This window comes from Gammaproteobacteria bacterium (assembly GCA_035546635.1).
Taxonomy (GTDB): Bacteria; Pseudomonadota; Gammaproteobacteria; order JAURND01; family JAURND01; genus DASZWJ01.
Window position 1 is genome coordinate 1 of sequence record DASZWJ010000024.1, and the last position, 17,463, is coordinate 17,463.

A 17,463-nucleotide genomic window follows, 5' to 3' on the forward strand; every position below is an offset into this window, starting at 1 on the left:
ATCTTTTTAAAGTGGATGGTGTTTTTAGCTCAATAAATGGCGCTGGTTTTGTGGACATATATTTCTCCAAAATGTTTTATATTTTGGAGAGTTTAAATGTTTGATGCGTGGTTATTAGGTGGGATTATTAGGGGTTTACGATTTAAAGCAACAATCCGATAATTTTCGCGCGGGGAAGCAAAAAACTCCAATTGATAATCCTCATTTTTTTATCGCTAAAAACCCGCAATTGCAGGATGAAATATTGGGTAAAACAGAAAGCAAATTGAAATCAGATAGGGTTGGATTACTTGAAGGAGGTCTATCTCAATTGGCGATGGACTATGCGCGGCGCTTTCGAAAAAATGGCTATACCGAGCCGGATAACAATGATCGCAGCCCAAAAGAATTTAAAAATTTACATGACTTTCTAAATACGCTGCTAGAAAACAATGAACAGACAATACAAGATACTTTAGATTGGCTGAATAAACACCACGGACGTGTCACCAGCCAAAAAGCATTAGAATATGGAGCCGAGATGCATACAGATATCGTAGCGACAAAATCTACCTTCTTGGCCAATTGCGATCAAATGGGATTGCTGGTATTAGATTTTTTAGAGCAACTTGGGTACAAAGGAGCTGCTGCTCTTGTTGAAATTATTGAAGACCAAGAAGAACAGGAGTCTACAACTGATAAAGCAGTGCAGGGTCATACTTTTGTTGTAGTAAATACAGATGCTGGACAGCAAATTTGGGATCCCTGGACTAATAAAGCCTATTTTCTTAATGAACAAAATGCAATGGATCATTTAAAGATCTGGAAGTGGGGTACCAAATCCAATGGCACAGCCAATCATCAGTTGGAACCATATCACCCTGAGAAACATGAACTGTCACCCATTCCATTTCGTACTTTGGAAAACCTAAGATCATTTCGCGAGGCTATGGCATTGGCTCGTGAAAATGAACTTGGACAAACCCAAGCGGATAGTAAAATCATTGCGAGCACTATACAGCCCTCTGATACTGAGCCTAAAATAGCAGACAATAAGGAAACAGCCGCTTCACTGTCTCAACAGACACAGCCCGTCAGTGATATCCCCATACCCGATGAAGCAAAGATAAGCTTATCTGCGCGAGATACACTTTCAGTACAAGTTTTGTCCCAAAAAGGAAGTCCAGCAATGTTTGGATTAAAAGGTACTACAGAAAACCCTACAAAAACCGTTTACACGCCGCCTACACCGCAGAACGGCATTCATTGCAATATGCGATTTTCATAATTTGTCACTCTATTCATCATCAACTTAAATAAAGTTGTCAAAAATAATTTTGTGATTCCTGTCACCAAACCTCCCCAAATGGCCGTATTTCCACTTCAAAAGACCATGTTGAAACCGGCTGCTCGGTTAACCAAAACGCATTGGCTGCCACATCTTCCGGCTTAATAAAAAAAGACTCCGGTTTATCAGGCATTCTCTTTCGGGTACTTGGCAAGTCAATAACACCATCAATAATTATTAAAGACACATGAATACCCAAGGGACCCAAATACTTAGCCATTGATTCCGCAAGGCTGCGTTGTGCTGCTTTTGCAGATGCAAAAGCTGCCGTTTGAATTTTACCTCTTTTGGAAGAAGTGGCGCCAATGATGACAATATTTCCCGATTTGTTTTGTTTCATCATGGGAAGAACTTGTTGACTAACCAACATTAAACCCAAAGCATTCACCTGCCAACATGACTCAAAATCCTCGGGTTTAATTTCTTCAATATTGCCCCAAACTCCTTTGCCTGCGTTGTAAATAACTATATTAATTTGACCAAAATCCTGCTTAATTTGTGCAAAGGCTTTTTCGATAGAAACATGACTTGATACATCGCAGACATAGGCTTTAGTATTTTCCAATTCCATCGCAAGCTGCTGAATAAAATCAGTGGATCTGGCTAATAAGGCCAAAGAGTAGCCTTCTTTGGCAAATCGTTTCGCAAAAGCTGCGCCGTTGCCTGGTCCAACGCCAACAATCACACATACCCCTTTTTTCATGTTTTGCTCCTTTTAAAGTTTGATTGCTCAAGCTAATGAGTTTTGTGAAATATTCTAGCACTTTTGATAGAACCTGCATAAATAACCCTCGACAACACCAACAGTTGCCGCCTGGGATATTGCTCAAATGACATTTCATAATTCGAACTATGTCACCTGAAATGCGATTAATGAGACTTATACTAGGGAATTTCAAAGGAGTTTTTTTCTATTTCACCTTTTGATTTAGCACCCGATATCCTGGGTAAACTTGATGGTGCTTCAAACTTTATTCGGGAAGGATTGGATGCAAAATTTAATGATTGAAATTTCTGCTCTTGTTCTAGATTTTTTTTCAGCGTGATCGCATCTTCATTTCCATGTCGAGCAGCAATTTCTATAAGCCGAATAGCTTCTGAGTCATGCTTTAGTACTCTACCACGTTCATCCAGTAACAATTTAAATTGCGCCTCTATATGCTCATGGTCGGTAGCAAGGTAATTATAGAGTTCTAGCGCTTTCAACCGGTTTTTTTTGACACCGCGGCCTTGTTCATAACAAATACCTAAACGATAAGTTGCCCACACATGGCCTTGCTGGGAGGCACGCTTATACCAATATGCAGCTTTTCTCACATTTCTTTTAACTCCTTGGCCTTGTTCATAACACAAACCCAAATGATATTGCGCAGATACATGCCCCATTTTCGCGGCAAGACTGTATCGATAGACTGCTTCTTTTAAATCTTTTGGTATGCCTCGACTTTGTTCATGACAGAGAGCCAAGTGATAGTGTGCGGCTGCAACCCCCTTCTGTGCCGCAAGCTTATGCCAGCTAAGTGCTTTGCCTATATCTTCTTTAACCCTTAAAGCAAACTCATAGCAAAGGGCTAAACGGTATTGGGCTAAAGGATCATTTTCAGAATTGTCCAAGCAATGTGCACTGACATCTTTTTTAATTTGATTTGGTTTTAATGATCTAAAGATAATGGAAAAAGGCTTAAACTCAGACTGCACATCCAAGCCTTGGTCGACAGCTAATTGATAACATGCTTTGGCTTTAGTTGTATTTCGCGGCACGCCCCAACCATTTTCATAACATAAACCTAAATGGTATTGCGCCGGCACATGATCTTGGTCAGCAGCCAAACGATACCAGTGTACCGCTTCTCCTAAATCTTTTTTAACACCTTGACCTTGCGCATAACAGCGACCTAATGCATATTGTGCCAAAGGATGACCCTGATCGGCAGCAAGACCATACCAACGTACAGCTTGTTTCATATCCTTTTCGACACCTTGGCCATTTCCGTAGCACCAACCTAAATGATATTGCGCGCCAGAATGATTCTGATTAGCTGCCTGCTCATACCAATGTACAGCTGTCTTTTTATCTTCTTCGATACCCCGGCCTTCTTCATAACACAGCGCTAAATGATATTGCGCGGCAACATGACCTTTCTTTGCGGCAGAATGATACCAGTGCACAGCTTGCTTCATATCCGCAGGACCATCATCCTGACCACTTGCATACAACATGCCGAATTTAAATTGCGCATCAGCATTATCCTGGGCAATGCCAAGATTAAACCAATGCAGAGCTTGTTCTTGGTTTATCTCAACGCCTCGACCGTGTAAATAGCATTCGCTCAAACGGTATTGTGCATCCTTCAAACCTTGTGTAGCCGCAAGCGTATGCCAGTGTATGGCGGCTTTTCTATCTTGTTCGACACCCCGCCCTTGTTCATAACAAAGACCTAAACTAAATTGGGCAGGTGCATAACCTTTTTCAGCGGCAGGATAATACCAGCGTACTGCCTGCTTCATATCTTCGGGAACACCACAACTATGTTCATAGCACCAACCGAGATTTAATTGCGCTTCAGGGAAGTCCTGAACCGCCGCCAAATTTTCCCAATATATAGCTGCTTTCACATCCTGCGCAACACCCAACCCTGTTCTGTAGCAATGCGCAATTTTATGTTGCGCCCGCGCATCCCCCTCTGTAGCTGCGAGCTGCAACCAATACACAGCCTCCTGTGGATTTTTTCCCACACCTAAGCCGTCTAGATAACACTGACCCAAGGCATATTGGGCATCAACCATGCCTTGTTTAGCAGCGGACAAAAACCAATGCACTGCTTCTTTCATGTCTGCTATAACCCCTTTGCCTTCGGCATAACAGCAGGCTAAAAGGTGCTGTGCCTCTTTATCGCCTTTTTCAGCAGCAAGACGATACCAACGTGCGGCCTGCTTCAAGTCCTTATCAACGCCTTGACCTTGTTCATAGCATAAGCCCAAATTCAACTGCGCAGTTAGCTCATCTTTTTCGGCAGCAAGTCTATAGCAACGCACAGCCTCTGACTGATCTTTTTCAACCCCCTTGCCTTGTGCATAACAGTAACCCAAATAGCACTGCGCCGCTGGATGACCGCCCTCTGTCGCAAGTAAAAACCAATAAACAGCTTCTCGTTCATTTTTTGCGACACCCTGGCCTTGGAAATAACAGTCACCTAGCAGAAATTGTGCCTCAACAAAGCCTTGATTAGCCGCCAATTGTAACCATTTAAATGCTTTTGACGGATTGCTTGGTACACCAAGACCGTCTTTATAACAGCATCCCAAATGATACTGAGCACCGGCATGGCCTTGTTCCGCCGCGAGATAAAACCAACTTACCGCTTCCTTATAATCCTGTTTAACTCCTATCCCGCGTTCATAACAAAGACCTAAATTACATTGCGCAGCTGGATCAGCTCTGCCTTCTTTAGCATCAAGATAATGTATCCTGGGAATTTCTTGTATCACTTTCACTTCAGCACTCATTATCAATTCTCAATCAAGCCTAAAATGTTTGCTATCTTCTGGTTGAACCTCAAGCCGCTTAGCTGTAATTAAACTGGCTCCGGTATAGAATTTGATTCGGCACTCCCTTGGCAGTTTTGGAATCTCTTTTTTCATCTCCTCTATCTCATCTTTATTTCCGTATCCCAATATTTCATTTAACAATAACAGCCCGGTCTTTGAATCGGGTTTAGGATTCTTTTCTAGATAACTCGTTTCAAGTCTTAATAAGTCTAAAGCGATTTCGGCAGATGCCTCATATTTACGTGCAGATTTTAAATAATCTGCAATTATCGAAGATTTTTTAAAAAAGATACTGTGATTTTTCTGAAAAAGATCTGCGTTAACTAAGGATTCAATGGCATCAGCGCGAATGGATTGAATTGCTTCACTGTCTCTATCTTTGGGAATTTTTTCATAACTTGTTGATGACATAATAATACCTTTAATAATTCATTAATGTTGTGGAAGCTTTGTAATTCTCAACACATAGTCTTGCAATAAGGAATATTACTAACGCAGAATTAACAAATTATTAATATATATGTCATGAAACACTCAACTTAGCAAAAACGATCAAAACTGATTGTGATTTCATTGCTATATTTACCTCGTTCTTAAATCAATGGGCGGAAGTTAAAACATGAACTGTCACCAGCGCTTAGAAAAAGTCATTACTTTTATCGGTGAGCATTTAGATAAAGATATGTCTCTTGAACAATTAAGCGCCGTTTTTTGTGTTTCAAAGTTTCACTTCCACCGTTTGTTTACAGCACTCACGGGATTATCCTTGCAGCAATATATTCGTTGGCTGCGTTTAAAACGCACGGCCTACCAGCTGATTATTTATCAGGATCAATCCATTATTCATAAATATTGGCGAGACTGTTTATCCATTATATAGAGATTGGTTACCTAATTCTGGAGAACAGTTAGGCGATTTGCCTTGCATTTTTTGTTATTACAATTTCGATTATGAAGTGGCTGAAACTGAGGCGTTGACAGAAATTTGGCTTTTGTTGTGTTGAAGTTTTAAGACCTTTACCCTTGCGGGCTGAGGAATAGCCATAAATTTAGCAAGAGAAAAAAATCCTTAAGTTAGCAATTAATGCTTGAGTGCAGTCCGCCTGAGATCCCGCAATCAAGTCGCGGGATGACGAGTATTTTGGATAGCTTTCGTTGCTTTTAGCTTAAAACCTGCGATCTTGAGTAGGGAACCGAACCTTTACAAATTAATCATTTCCCTTCCCACCCAAGCCAGGAGAAGAGCCACTGTTACTTACTCCCATTGTCTCACTAGCCGAGCTTGAAGCAGAGTTTGATATTGTTGCTGAACTTGAAGAAGAAGATGACGATGATGGTGGAAAGCCAAATTTACTAACCAAATTGACTTTGACCTCTTCTAATTTTCTTGTAACTTCTGCATTTGATCTTTTAGGAGACCTAGCTGGTAATGGTGGTGGTAAATCTGGTGTTGTAAAACTCGATGAGGAATAACTGGGAGAAGAAGGAGTCCTGGGAGTCGTCGGGCTAGTCCTAGCAGAAGAAGTAGGAATACTTAGAACTGATGGCACATATGTCCTGAAAGCATCTAAAATTTTTCGATTATCATCTATTTCAAATCGTTTGTGCAGTAATTTTAACAAAGCTGCCGAAAACTTAGGTATAGGATTTTTTCCTATATTCTCATTTAAATGTTTATAAATAATTCCAGCAGCTTGCACAGAAGTAATGCTTAGGTTGTCGGTTAAATCCTTAACTACTTCACGAGAACCTTTTTTCTTATCATTGATTGAACCACCTGGGTGGCTATTAGTAAATGCATCCTTAGCCATACGCACAATTTCAAGCTGGCCATCTTTATTTCGTGTTTCCAAAAGAGACTGCATTACCGATGTTATCTTAGCTTCCTCGGAAACTCCAACCTCTGTTGTTTGGGCTTCCCCCCTTAATTGCTGGATTTTTGCTTTAAGAGTAACTAAGGAGCTTTCAACTGCTGATCCTATTGAATAAGTCCATATGTCTTTCCCCTTCAAATCCTTCATTTTTTCCTCGATGGGAACTGGTGCTTGCTCTTTCAGAGTTTCTTTGAGTAATGCTTTCTTAGGTTCACGTTCTTCACTAGAAACATCTTTCAAAAAATTACGTTTAGCCATTTCGAAGGCTTCGAAAGCTTCCGTTTATTCTAACAACTTATGGGCTATTTCTAATACTTTATTGGAATCAGGAGGGGGAATTGATGTTTCTGAGGAGAACTTCTTTGATGATAAAACTTCGGTTTCAGTCTGTTTATACTCTTTATCAGCTGCTTTGACCCTTTTCTCTATCTTATATATTATTTTATATAGTTCTGTATACCTTCCTATGACATCCTCTAAATCTGTTTTGTGCTTTATTTCATTAGGTCTACTAGACATTTTCTTAATCTCCGAGTTCAATTATTATTTATGCAAATACTCATGATTACGTTTTATGACTTATGCTATATTTATGTTCGCATATTATCGATATACAAGTAAAGTTTGATATGATTCTGCCTGCTGATATTACTCATAGATCATCACATTAAACCTAAAATTATTTTAATTTTTCGTTACCACTATCCCCTTTTTTAAAGGGAGAAAGTAGTTACAATTTTTATACCACCGGGAGAACTCATGCCATTAATTACCGTCACTATGCTCAAACCAAAAACAACGGAATTTAAAACTCAAGTAATCGATGCAGTTCATCAAGCACTAATAAACTCTGGTGTACCACACAATGATAAATTTCAAAGAATACTCGAATTAGACGCTGTGGATTTTCGCTTTGACCCAAGCTATCCTGATGTCAGCACGCAGCGCAACAACGATTTCGTTTTAATCGAAATTCTACTTTCTGTTGGTCGCAGTGTTAAAGTGAAGAAAAAAATTGTCGCAGATATTATTAATACTCTGAAACAAGCTAATTTTGATCCAGAAAATATTATGATCTGTTTTAAAGAAACCACCTGGGAAAATTGGTCATTTGCCGGCGGAAGATTTATTCATGTATGATTGAAGCTGCCCATTTATTAAAACCTAAATGCCCGCAAGCGCAGCGCATTCATAATCACCGATATGGAACTAAGCGACATCGCCAAAGCCGCGATGGCTGGACTTAAAAGCAAACCCAAGGACGGGTAGAGCACGCCTGCTGCAATCGGAATGCCAATCACATTATAAGCAAAAGCAAATACCAGGTTTTGGCGAATATTACGCATCACCGCTCGACTCAAAACGATAGTGCGTAGAATACCGGCAAGATCACCTTTAACCAAAGTAATCCCAGCACTTTGCATCGCCACTTCAGTTCCTGTGCCCATAGCAATACCTACTTCTGCTTCCGCCAAGGCCGGTGCATCATTGACCCCATCACCCGCCACAGCAACAATACAGCCTTGTGCATGCAGTGATTTTACAATATGGTTTTTATCCTGCGGTAAAACACCCGCTACAACTTCTTTAATACCGAGCTGATGCGCAACAGCTTCAGCGGTTTTTTGATTGTCCCCTGTGACCATCACAATACGTATATTTTGTTGCTGCAAATGATGTAAAGCAGCTGGGGTTGTCGGCTTAATTGGATCAGCGATAGCGATAATTCCAGAAGCGCTACCCTCTATTGTAAGAAACAGCACAGTTTCTCCATCAGTTCGTAATGTTTCGGCTTGGTTTTCAAAATTACCCAGTTCTATACCCAGCTCGGTCATTAATTTTGCATTGCCCAATGCGACAAACTTACCTTGAACTTTACCGGTAACACCTTTTCCAGTGACAGAAATAAAATCTGTTGGCGAAGTAGTGGCAATCCCGCGATTTTTTGCAGCAGCGACAATCGCAGCAGCTAAAGGATGTTCGCTCGCTTGTTCCAAACTGGCTGCCAATGCCAATACATCAGATTCCGACAACGCCGGCGCCAAAATAATCTGCGTTACCCGAGGTTTACCCTCGGTGAGTGTGCCAGTTTTATCTATGACCAGGGTATTGACCTTTTCCATACGTTCCAGCGCTTGAGCTGATTTAATCAAAACACCGGCACTTGCCCCTCTACCCACACCTACACTAATCGACATAGGCGTAGCCAAACCCAGCGCACAAGGACAGGCAATAATCAGCACAGAAACAGCTGCAATTAGCGCATAAGCCAGAGGGGGTGCCGGTCCCCAAATAGCCCAAGGGATAAAGGCAATAATCGCCACACCCAATACCGCCGGCACAAAATAGCCGGAAACCGTGTCCGCAATTCTCTGAATAGGCGCTCGACTCCGCTGTGCTTCAACAACCATCGCGATGATTTGCGCCAATAAGGTATCAGCGCCAATTTTGTCGGCACGCATGACTAAAGAACCTGTGCCATTGACAGTCCCGGCAATTAACTTATCACCGGGTTGTTTAACCACCGGCATCGCTTCGCCAGACACCATAGATTCATCTACCGAACTTTTACCTTCCAACACTTCACCATCCACCGGTACACCGTCCCCAGGCCGTACACGTAGACGATCACCCACCTGAATCGCCTCAAGCGCCACTTCCTCATCTTCTGTGCCAACAGTTAAACGGCGAGCGGTTTTGGGGGTTAATTTCAGTAAGGCTCGAATGGCTCCGCCTGTTTGTTCACGCGCGCGCAACTCTAATACCTGGCCTAGCAATACCAGCACTGTAATCACGGTCGCCGCTTCAAAGTAAACAGCGACGCTACCATCCATTTCGCGAAACCCGGCGGGGAATATTCCAGGTGCAAGCGTAGCAAACACACTATAAACATAAGCCGTGCCTGTGCCTAAGGCAATGAGGCTGAACATGTTCAAACTGTGGTGCACAATGGATTCCCAGGCGCGCTGAAAAAACGGCCACCCCGCCCATAAGACTACGGGGGTCGACAATATCAGTTGAATCCATTTTGAAATCGTCGATGGTAGGAGGTGATGCAAGCCAAGCAAAGTAAAATGGCTAGTCATTTCTAAAATGAAAACTGGTAAAGTGAGAACTACTCCCACCCAAAAACGTCGTGTCATGTCTTTAAGTTCGGCATGGGTACCTGAATCTGCTGTTGAGGTGACTAACTCCAACGTCATCCCGCAAATAGGACAATTACCTGGTTGGTTTTTTCGAATTTGCGGATGCATGGGGCAAGTATAAACAGTGTCAGATGCAGTAATTTCTATTTTAGGTTTTGGTTTATTTTGATGAGGATTAGGTTCCATGGATTTTTTCCTGTCTTTTAGAATTCGTGCATAATCCTTCTCCCACAAGGGGTGAAGGATTATGCAACCCCTTGAAAAATAGCTAAAATTGAGATATTATTTGTACACAATATTTGAATAAAACTCTTAACTTCATATTTAAACTCTACTCCTTGAGGTTGCATCATACCATGAACATCCACTCTTAAAGTTGCCCGTCACGGGCAGAATCGCATCGCCTGCGTTCACTGATTTTTGCCCCAAACACTTTAAGAGAGTTTATGATGCACAAACCCATTCGAATCCAACAACTTAGCTTAACCTTTCCGCACAAAACCTGCTTTGAAGATTTTAGTACAGAAATCCATCACGGCAATCGCATTGCCATCATTGGGAGAAATGGCAGTGGCAAATCCAGTCTGCTCAATTTATTATGCGGTACAATTGCAGCCACTTCCGGTCAAATTATCATTCCAGAGGACGTGAGCATCGGTTACATTGCACAAGTGATTAAAGATTTTTCTATCCAAAGCGGTGGCGAACGCGTCAATAGCGCACTGACCGAAGCGCTTAGCCTAAATCCCAATATATTGCTTCTGGATGAACCAACCAATCACCTCGATCAACGCAATCGTCGTAATATCCTGCGTTGGTTGGCACATTTTTCAGGAACCTTACTCATCGTTTCACACGACGTCGAACTATTACGCCAAAGCGTCAATAGTTTTTGGCATATCGATCAAGGTCAAATTCAAATTTTCACCGGCAATTTTGACGATTATCAACAAGCTAGAAACATGCAGCGCCTAAAGCTTGAAACTTCCCTCCATGCACTCAAACGCCAACAAAAAGCCTTGCATCATTCACTCATGCAAGAACAACAACGCGCAGCTGGCAGTAAAACCAAAGGCGCCAAAAGTATTGAACAAAGAAAATGGCCAACGATAGTCAGCCGTGCCAAAGCCGGCCGATCTCAAGAAACCAGCGGCCGCAAAAAAGCTGCGATTTTTGATAAAAAACAAACGCTGTTAGCAGAATTAGCTGAATTAAATCTCCCTGAAATCATTATTCCCAAATTTCAAATAACCACGACGCCGCAAAATCAACAAATATTATCCATTAGCCAAGGAGCTATCGGTTATAGCGCTGATACGATGTTGTTGCAGGATATCTATTTATCCATCACTGCCAACAGCCGCGTGGCTTTATTGGGCGATAACGGCTCCGGTAAATCTACTTTACTTAAAGCCATTATGGGTGCAACTTTCGTGAGGCGTTCTGGAGAATGGTCATTACCTAAACTAAATGCGATCGGTTATTTAGATCAGCATTATCAAACACTCTCTACCACCGACACCGTGCTAACCTCTATCAGCGGCCTGATGACCAATCACTCTCATATTGAAATCCGCCGCCATTTAGCTGATTTTTTATTTCGCTCAAAAGAAGAGGTCAACGCGCCAATTAGCCAGTTATCCGGTGGCGAAAAAGCCCGTTTGTCATTAGCGCACATTGCTGCACAAACTCCAGAATTGCTACTCTTGGATGAGGTAACAAATAATTTGGATTTAGAAACTCGCCAGCATATGATTGAAGTACTCAAACACTATCCTGGCGCACTGATTGTCATTGCGCACGATATGGATTTTTTAGATGCTATTGCTATAGAGGATTATTATGAGATTGGCGAGGGTAGAATTTATCGGCGCTGAAAAACCGATCCGTAGCCTTAACTAATTGCAAAGCAATACCTGGCTCTCCCGCCGAGTGCCCAGCATCAGGCACGATAAAAAGTTCAGCTTCCGGCCAGGCTCGATGTAATTCCCAAGCATTAGTTACAGGGCAGCACATATCATAACGGCCATGGATGATAACTCCCGGAATATGTCGAATTTTATCGACATCACGTAATAATTGATTGGCTTCTAAAAACAAATGATGCATAAAGTAATGATTTTCAATTCGCGCAATCGCTAAGGAAAACTCTGGATCACCATAAGTATCAACTAAATTTTTATTAAAAAATAAAGTACTGATATTGGCCTCCCAAACACTCCAAGCTTTGGCAGCTTGATATTGTATTTCCTTATTTTCGTTGGCTAATAATTTGCTGTAAGCTGATATCGTATCGTGACGTTCATTTTCTGGTACTAAAGCAATGAAATCTTCCCAAGCATCTGGATAAACTTCGCTTGCACCGCATTCCGCTTGATAAATAAAACGTAGTTCTTTTTCACGCCCTAAAAATATACCTCTCAAAACCAGTTCGGTTACCCGCGATGGATGCATTTGGGCATAGGCCAGTGCCAAAGTACTGCCCCATGAGCCGCCAAATAACATCCATTGATCAATCCGAAGATGTTCACGAATTTTCTCAAAATCAGCGATAAGTGCTGACAACGTATTATCGCGTATCTCAGCATGAGGTGTGCTTTTACCACAACCACGTTGGTCTACCAAAATAATACGATAGTGATTTGGATTAAAATAAGTTCTATGCATGGGATAAACACCACTGCCAGGACCACCGTGAATAAATAAAACTGGCTTGCCTTGAGGATTGCCGCATTCTTCAAAATAAAGGGTATGCAGTGAAGATACGCTGATTAACTCAGTGTGATAAGGTTCAATAGCGGGGTAAAGAATGTCATTTATATTTAACATGAGTGTTCCTGAATGTTAGTTTTAAAAGGTGGTTTTAGATTTATTGTTATTACACGTCGTCCCAGCATGGATGCGACGATCTAATGCAGGCAGTTACGGTCTATCTCAGCATCTTCATATTATTTTAATAATAAACAATTAGTATACATAATCAATTCTTGCTTTCACTATATGAATCTATGATAACCACTGACGAAATAAAATTTACTTTTAACCAACCTGAAGATGTCGAGATTGGTATAGATCACTTTTCTACAAGCCCAGCACCTGCTCCGCCTGCCTGGCCAATATTCAAACCTCCAAACAATAGCTTCAACAAAGAAGAACTGTTATTTCGCGCATGCCTTAAGGGAAATTTAGAAGAGGTTCGCTTACTACTCAAGCACGGTGCTAACGCAAAACTAAAGTTGGATGTAGAAGCCGCTTATTTATCCCTGATGCCCAGAGCCCACCCCATCGTTACGCCGTTGATGGGTGTTGTCAAAAGCCAGGCAAGCATCGAAGATAAAAAAGCCATTATAGATGAATTAATAGCGTATGGTGCCAATATCAATTACATTTCAGAATTAAATCCCAACAGCTCACTGCCTTTTCAGAGATCCGAAACTGTATTGGATAGGGTGGGCAAACATTCTGTGTTAGGCCAGTATCTTATTAAGAACTATAACGCAAAAACTAAAGAAGAGTTAGTAAAAACTTTTTCCTGGATTGAAATGATTTGGCAAGAAAAATATAGAAAAACTAAAAAATGGAGCGAAGAAAGAGCGCAAAAACAAGTCAGTTCTAGTGACAGCCATTCTGTCACATTCAGCACTTTTAGTGATATTGATGACAGCAAACACCGAAAAATCCCGAATACAATCAATGGACGACTTGCAGCTAAACAAGCTTCAAGTATCGTTGATAAAATACAAAATATTTTAGACTTGCGACTGGATGTGATTGTTGAGATTTTAATAAGAGCTGATGCGCTGGAGGAAATAGATCAGCTGGACAGAAATCCTAGAAAACTCGTTGCGTTTTGTGGAAATATGGATAGGTTCCGTCCTATTTTAAAACAAGCCGTTATAGCGGAAATTTTGAACTCCCAAGATGAAGCAACTTTTAATAAATGCACTTTCTTTCGGCATACACTTATCAGACCATCTGAGATCAAAAAACCCTCAGCCTTAAAATCTACGCCATTCGAACTGGAAGCTTCCAACGGAATAAACCACCAAAGGAGTTGACATTTCGGTGGGTCAGCACTCCTAATTAAATTAAGGTTGCATAAACATGAATGATAATTCCCGTCCAAACTGCACGGGAGTTATCATTAAAGAACATAGTTGTCTTGAGGGATCAGATCAATTTTTTGATGTAGCTGTAATGTTGCCATCCTGGGTGACGGAGAATGTATAATTACTTACATTACCCACTAACACCAGTGGAAGGTTAACTTGTGATTTATTAGGATTATGTGAATACAATTGAAATGTATACCAACACTCAACATTTTGGTTGCCAGAGGTCAATTTGGCACCCACAAAACTAATTGCCTCACTAATAGCACCAGACCTTTGGGGATATGGAACCGCTGTTAACCATTTGCGGAAATCACTTGGTGTTCCAGTTGTTGGGCTGGCTTCTGCCGTATTCAAAAATGCTAAATGTGTTACTTTTACATCTGAATACTTTGGGCACGAAAAGCTATATACCGTTGAATCTGCCATGGCCGTCACACTTAAACAAGAACCAAGTACAAAAACTAAGGGAAGTGCGATTTTTTTAATCATTAGATTCTCCAAATTATTGGGATATGCCTAAGAAATTTTATCAAGAATGTAGCATAAAAAATTAAGGAAATCTTAAATCTTCTCGCTCTGCGGCATTAAAATCTCTGTACTAGACAAAAAATACTGTCATTCCCGCGAAGGCGGGAACCCATCCTTGAAAGGCATAAAAACATCATTAATTTTATCAAAATGAAGTTCTAATGGTCTTTAATGAATTTGAGTGCCTGTTAAAGATGGTTTCCCGCCTTCGCGGGAATGACAGTGCTTTTTTGTAAAAGACGTTTTTTGTCTAGTACAGAGCATTAAAATACTACCGTTCTTCCTTTCCAAAGCTCACGGTCACCCCATAACTTCAATCTCCATGCGTTGAATTCAACAATATTTTTTGCATTCATCATCAGATTCACATCAGGGCTTACATTTTTTAAATACCATTTAAAGGTTTTTCTTGCTTCATCATCTTCTGGAGATACCTCAAACATGAGTTTTTCATAGCCAAACTTTTCAACCAAGGCAAATATGATATCGCTGCGCCAATCTTCGGGATCTTCAATTCCTTCCGTAATGCCTTCTGATTCAATCATTAACATGTAAGCACCCGCTTCAAAAAAGCGTTCGCCTTCTTCGAGTAAATTTTCCACGGATTTCACGGTTTTGACTTTAGCCGCATAACCAAACTCTTTAACTCCGCCCCCGACACCAGCCATAATGGTAATTTCTGGCTTAGGTTTTAAACCTAATTGTTTAATCTTTTTTACAATTTCAATTTGATCTTTAAGCCTAAAATCCTCACTATGCTCAAACATACCGCTTGAAACTTCAACCACATCGAAGCCTAATTCTTTGGTTTCCGATAGGTACTTATCCACATTGGCAGGATCTTGAATGACGATTCTTTCAATGAAACCACCAGTATTGACATAGACATGATGTTTATGCGCGAGATCAGTAAAAGTTTTTACCACACTCGCCTCAAGCAGTGACTGCACGCCACCTGCAAATTTAAAACCATCGATATAATAACCCCAGGTTGACAATAAATCATTGAGCTGTTCAGTTGTAAAGGCTTCGTAATAAGGTCCTCTTATTTCAATAAGACCTTTTTTACGCGGCTTGGGTGGTAATTCTCTCAGATCAACAAAATTAAACGCTCTTTGATACTTTTGCTCCATGACATTTCACTCCTTCATCCTGCTGGATTAATTTTCAAAACCATACGAAATCTAGCCGCGTTCTTTGCCATTTTGGCGTAAGCCTCTGGTGCCTGCTCCAGAGAAACAACCTCATTCATAGAATGCACATGCTGAAGGCAGCTGAATCTAAGCGTATCCTCGATATCGATGGCTGTTCCAGCTGCAGATCCTGCAATCGTCTTCATACCCGTAATGAGTTGTGGGGTAGTTATTTCTACTGGCTCAGCCGATACACCAACGACAATCAATTGACCGCGCGCTTTTAAACCACCAACCAGGGGAGCTATAGATTTGCCACTGGCTGCTGTGGCTAAAATTGCTTCGGCACCACCTATAGCTTGCAGCGCTTTGGCCGGGTCTTCGGCATTGCTATCAATATATTTGTGCGCACCCAATTCAAGCGCCAATGGTTGCTTCTCGGTACCACGGGCAATCGCTATCGTATAAAATCCCATACGCCGAGCAAATTGCACTCCCAAATGTCCTAATCCACCAATGCCCTGTATCGCCACAACATTCCCAGCGCGCAGTTTAGCATTTCTCAATGCGTTGTAAGTCGTCACGCCAGCACAGAGCAAAGGCGCTGCGTCATCGGCCGTGAGCGCATCGGGAATGGCAGCAAGTGCACGGGCTTCAACAATGACGGATTCAGCATATCCGCCGTCAGTTGTAATGCCTGGAATGATGAGTCGAATACAGTTAATAAAATCTCCGCGCCGGCAGGGTTCACATACATAACATTGCCCGCCAAACCAACCGACACCAACACGTTGCCCAACTTTCCAAACCTTAACATCTGCTCCGACTGCATCAATCCGGCCAGCAATTTCATGGCCTGGAACCAAAGGATATTTTAAACCAGGCCACTGTCCTTCTACAGCGAATACATCCGTATGACAGATACCAGCTGCTTCAACACGCAAGCGTACCTGCCCCGCCTGAGGCTCGCGAAGAGTTCTTTCAACTAAATTGAGTTTGCCAGGTGAGGTAATTTCAATTGCCTTATAAGTTTTCATTCCTTGCTCCTAACTTGGATGATTAAATACATCTTAAATATCGAAGCACCAAGATGCAATACTATTCTGCTAAAGTTTGTACTAACCCATAAATATTCTCATTGATTACTTGCAAAATCTGCTCATTATTTTTTTCCATCATCAGCATATGTGTATTTCCGTTGATACCCAGATCTGGCAGAGAACCAGCGCTTTATCCGTCACCGCCACCACATCATTTTCAGCAACCAACATTAAAAGCGGAGTCGGTGCAATACGCTCAATATACGCACCCTGCTCATATTCAGAATACATTTCCACTGAACGCAGCGTCACTTCATTACGCCATTTTTCAAATCGCCATTGATCTTCAACAGGCGCATGCTACCAGCATGGATCAAATCGCCACTACCGCCAATGTTTCTAAAAGAACGGTTTACGACCATTTTAAAACTAAAAAAGCGCTGTTTGAATCGATGCTCAATGCGCACTGGCAAACAGTTTCAATTTCTCATCAGCAATTATTTTTAGAACAGCAACCTATTGCTGCACAATTAACCCAGTTTGCAAAAGTTTTCTTAAAATTTTTATATCAACCGGATACGATCGCGCTATTTCGATTGTTGATAGCAGAAATTAATCAATTTCCAGATTTAGTAAGCAATCTGCTGTTGGCGAGAAAGCGCCATTCACTCGACTATTAGTAAAATTTTTAGAGGGCAAAAAGGCTAGCGGTGAATTATCTATAGACAATCCTGAACGTTCAGCCTCTTAT

At 41.4% G+C, this 17,463-nt stretch carries 15 protein-coding genes and 1 pseudogene; 6 read left to right on the forward strand and 10 right to left on the reverse strand.

All coding sequences use genetic code 11. The features are described 5' to 3' along the window. The first annotated feature begins 118 nt into the window (after window positions 1–118). Entirely contained in the window at window positions 119–1,267 is a 1,149-nt protein-coding gene (locus tag VHE99_06140; protein HVV68594.1) for a hypothetical protein, read from the forward strand. Between the two features lie 61 nt (window positions 1,268–1,328). Here VHE99_06140 and VHE99_06145 read toward each other — a convergent pair whose 3' ends face one another. The 3 genes from VHE99_06145 to VHE99_06155 all read right to left on the reverse strand — a co-directional run bounded on the left by VHE99_06145 (window position 1,329) and on the right by VHE99_06155 (window position 5,287). Then, entirely contained in the window at window positions 1,329–2,030 is a 702-nt protein-coding gene (locus tag VHE99_06145; GenBank protein HVV68595.1) for an SDR family NAD(P)-dependent oxidoreductase, read from the reverse strand. Between the two features lie 182 nt (window positions 2,031–2,212). Next, window positions 2,213–4,834 carry a tetratricopeptide repeat protein gene (locus VHE99_06150; GenBank protein ID HVV68596.1) on the reverse strand — a complete coding sequence of 874 codons (2,622 nt, stop codon included), beginning with the start codon at window positions 4,832–4,834 and terminating at the stop codon, window positions 2,213–2,215. A 9-nt stretch (window positions 4,835–4,843) separates the two neighbouring features. Next, window positions 4,844–5,287, reverse strand: coding sequence for a hypothetical protein (locus tag VHE99_06155; GenBank protein ID HVV68597.1), 444 nt, complete (start codon window positions 5,285–5,287; stop codon window positions 4,844–4,846). A gap of 208 nt (window positions 5,288–5,495) precedes the next feature. Between VHE99_06155 and VHE99_06160 the strand changes: the two are divergent. After that, a pseudogene (locus VHE99_06160) lies at window positions 5,496–5,880 on the forward strand (GyrI-like domain-containing protein). 204 nt (window positions 5,881–6,084) lie between these two features. Here VHE99_06160 and VHE99_06165 read toward each other — a convergent pair. After that, window positions 6,085–7,008, reverse strand: a complete 924-nt coding sequence (locus VHE99_06165; protein ID HVV68598.1) for a hypothetical protein — start codon at window positions 7,006–7,008, stop codon at window positions 6,085–6,087. Window positions 7,009–7,032: 24 nt separating this feature from the next. Further along, window positions 7,033–7,269, reverse strand: coding sequence for a hypothetical protein (locus tag VHE99_06170; GenBank protein HVV68599.1), 237 nt, complete (start codon window positions 7,267–7,269; stop codon window positions 7,033–7,035). A gap of 240 nt (window positions 7,270–7,509) precedes the next feature. On the opposite strand from VHE99_06170, the gene VHE99_06175 reads away from it, so the two are divergent. Next, window positions 7,510–7,890: a tautomerase family protein gene (locus tag VHE99_06175; GenBank protein HVV68600.1), complete on the forward strand. Its 381-nt coding sequence runs from the start codon at window positions 7,510–7,512 to the stop codon at window positions 7,888–7,890. 17 nt (window positions 7,891–7,907) lie between these two features. On the opposite strand, the gene VHE99_06180 is transcribed toward VHE99_06175, so the two are convergent. Beyond that, window positions 7,908–10,082 (reverse strand): copper-translocating P-type ATPase, encoded by a 2,175-nt coding sequence (locus VHE99_06180; protein ID HVV68601.1) that lies wholly within the window; start codon window positions 10,080–10,082, stop codon window positions 7,908–7,910. 260 nt (window positions 10,083–10,342) lie between these two features. Between VHE99_06180 and VHE99_06185 the strand changes: the two genes are divergently transcribed. Then, on the forward strand, window positions 10,343–11,773 hold the full coding sequence (locus VHE99_06185; GenBank protein HVV68602.1) for an ATP-binding cassette domain-containing protein: 1,431 nt from the start codon (window positions 10,343–10,345) through the stop codon (window positions 11,771–11,773). Here the strand turns inward: VHE99_06185 and pip are convergent. Next, window positions 11,724–12,725, reverse strand: coding sequence for a prolyl aminopeptidase (gene pip, locus VHE99_06190; GenBank protein HVV68603.1), 1,002 nt, complete (start codon window positions 12,723–12,725; stop codon window positions 11,724–11,726). The genes VHE99_06185 and pip overlap by 50 nt on opposite strands. 179 nt (window positions 12,726–12,904) lie before the next feature. On the opposite strand from pip, the gene VHE99_06195 reads away from it, so the two are divergent. Further along, window positions 12,905–13,954, forward strand: a complete 1,050-nt coding sequence (locus VHE99_06195) for a hypothetical protein (GenBank protein HVV68604.1) — start codon at window positions 12,905–12,907, stop codon at window positions 13,952–13,954. 117 nt (window positions 13,955–14,071) lie between these two features. On the opposite strand, the gene VHE99_06200 is transcribed toward VHE99_06195, so the two are convergent. The 3 genes from VHE99_06200 to VHE99_06210 form a co-directional block, all read right to left on the reverse strand. Then, complete coding sequence (locus VHE99_06200) at window positions 14,072–14,500, reverse strand: hypothetical protein (protein ID HVV68605.1); 429 nt, start codon at window positions 14,498–14,500, stop codon at window positions 14,072–14,074. A 302-nt stretch (window positions 14,501–14,802) separates the two neighbouring features. Further along, a complete protein-coding gene (locus VHE99_06205) occupies window positions 14,803–15,672 on the reverse strand; it encodes a phosphosulfolactate synthase (GenBank protein HVV68606.1) in 870 nt (289 codons plus the stop codon). Between the two features lie 14 nt (window positions 15,673–15,686). Beyond that, a complete protein-coding gene (locus tag VHE99_06210; GenBank protein HVV68607.1) occupies window positions 15,687–16,709 on the reverse strand; it encodes an alcohol dehydrogenase in 1,023 nt (340 codons plus the stop codon). Window positions 16,710–16,870: 161 nt separating this feature from the next. On the opposite strand from VHE99_06210, the gene VHE99_06215 reads away from it, so the two are divergent. Continuing rightward, the gene (locus tag VHE99_06215; protein ID HVV68608.1) at window positions 16,871–17,392 is read left to right on the forward strand and encodes a TetR/AcrR family transcriptional regulator; all 522 of its coding nucleotides are present in this window, start codon (window positions 16,871–16,873) and stop codon (window positions 17,390–17,392) included. The last annotated feature ends 71 nt before the right edge of the window (window positions 17,393–17,463 follow it).